Annotated in this window: 1 protein-coding gene; it reads left to right on the top strand. The window is 62.6% G+C overall.

Annotation, left to right across the window (positions count from 1 at the left end):
- Nucleotides 1–1851, top strand: a 1851-nt coding sequence (locus DXK32_RS31845; RefSeq protein ID WP_205215881.1) for a reverse transcriptase domain-containing protein, incomplete at its 5' end; no start/stop codon positions are given.
- Nucleotides 1852–1968: the final 117 nt, after the last annotated feature.

Below are 1968 nucleotides of genomic sequence, written 5' to 3'. Positions count from 1 at the left end.
GTCATTCGACGTGTTCAGTCCCTGTCGGTCATCTCCAAAACCGGCAAACGGGTGAATGGGCTCTTCCGACTGATGCAGGCCCCACTCCTCTGGGAGCAGGCCTACCAGAAGATCGCCCCGAACAAGGGGGCTCTGACGCCGGGAGTGGATGGTGCGACCTTCGATGGCTTTTCGCCGGACAAGGTGCATTCCATCATCGCCCGGTTGATGGCGGGAGCCTACAAGACGCAGCCCGTGCGCCGGGTCTACATTCCCAAGGCCAACGGCAAGACACGGCCGTTGGGCATCCCGACCACGGAGGACAAGCTGGTCCAGGAGGTGGTGCGGGTCCTGCTGGAGCGAATTTACGAACCGGTGTTCTCCGAACACTCCCATGGGTTCCGCCCCGGCCGGTCTTGCCACACCGCACTCGAAACCATCCGGGCGACCTGGAGCGGCATGAAGTGGCTCGTCGATGTGGACGTCACCGGGTTCTTCGACAACATCGACCACGGCATACTGCTTGACCTGTTGGCCGAGCGGATCGCGGATCGGCGTTTTCTGGCGCTGGTCCGGGGCATGCTGAAGGCCGGCTATGTCGAGGACTGGGCGTTCCGGCCGACCTACAGCGGCACGCCTCAAGGAGGCGTGGTGTCCCCGCTGCTAGCCAACATCTATCTCCATGAACTTGACCGGTTCATGGAGCGCCGGATTGTCGCTTTCCATCAAGGGAAAGCGCGGGCGTTGCACCCCGAGTGGGGCGCCATTACGGCGAGGATGTCCACCCTCCGTGCCAAGGTGAAACGACAACGCGCCCGTGGTGACACCGCCGGAGCTGAGGCCACGTTGGCTGAAGTCCGCCGGCTGACCGAACGGCGTTTTGCCGTTCCTTGTGGCGATCCCTTCGACCCCGATTATCGGCGGCTCCAGTATTGCCGGTACGCCGATGATTTCCTGATCGGCGTAATCGGCAGCAAGGCTGAGGCGCGCCGGATCATGAGCGAGGTCGAAGGCTTCCTGGCCGAGCATCTGCATCTCCAAATCTCTGCGGAGAAAAGCCGCGTCTGCAAGGCGACGGATGGTGCCCGGTTCCTGGGATACGACGTTTGCACCTACAGTCCGCAACGACGGGTAATGGCGACTCTCGGTGGTGGCCGGCGCGCGATCCAACGGACCAGCGCCGATCGCCTCCAACTGAAGGTGCCGCGCGACCGCGTCGCCAAGTTCTGTCGGGAAAAGGGGTATGGCGACTTCGACGCCTTCCGGGCCAAGCATCGCGATACCCTGCTCCACGCGAGCGACGTCGAGATCGTCATGGCCTACAACGCTGAGTTCCGCGGCTTTGCCACCTACTATGCCCTGGCCAAGGACGTAAAGTCCAAGCTGAGCAAACTGGAACATCTTCAGACGCTCAGCCTGGGCAAGACCCTGGCGAGCAAGCATGCCAGCACGGTCAGCAAGGTCCTGAACCGAATGCGGATGGGGCGGGAGTACGGCATCCGTTATCAAGTCCATGATCGAACCAGAGTGGTCACACTTTGGAAGCTGAAGCACTTGCGGCCACCACCGCGAACCTGGGGGAAGGTGGATATTCCGCCTTTCGCCGATTATGGTTTCACGCGCACGGAATTGGTCGAGCGCCTCAATGCGCAGGAATGCATGCTTTGTGGTGCCACCGACCAGCCATGCGAGGTGCATCATGTCCGTAAGCTGGCCGACCTGAAGGACACCCCGTACAGCCGGATGGCTCCGGCGGCACGACTGCGCAAGCGGATCGTGCTATGTCGGTCATGCCACCATGCGCTGCATGCGGGGCGGTTGCCGGATTGGAGAGCGCGACAGCAGTTGGAGATGGAGAGCCGTGTGCACTGAAAGGTGCAAGCACGGTTCGGAGGGAGGGAGAGGGGTGTCCTCTCGCAGGTGTCAGGCGCCACCCTCCCCACCCTACCCGTGCTGGCCAAGGGGAAGACCGACACCGGGCGGCTGTGG

The organism is Azospirillum brasilense, assembly GCF_003349955.1.
Lineage (GTDB): Bacteria > Pseudomonadota > Alphaproteobacteria > Azospirillales > Azospirillaceae > Azospirillum > Azospirillum brasilense_B.
The sequence above is the reverse complement of the archived record's forward strand: the minus strand, read 5'-3'. Positions and strand labels throughout refer to the sequence as shown.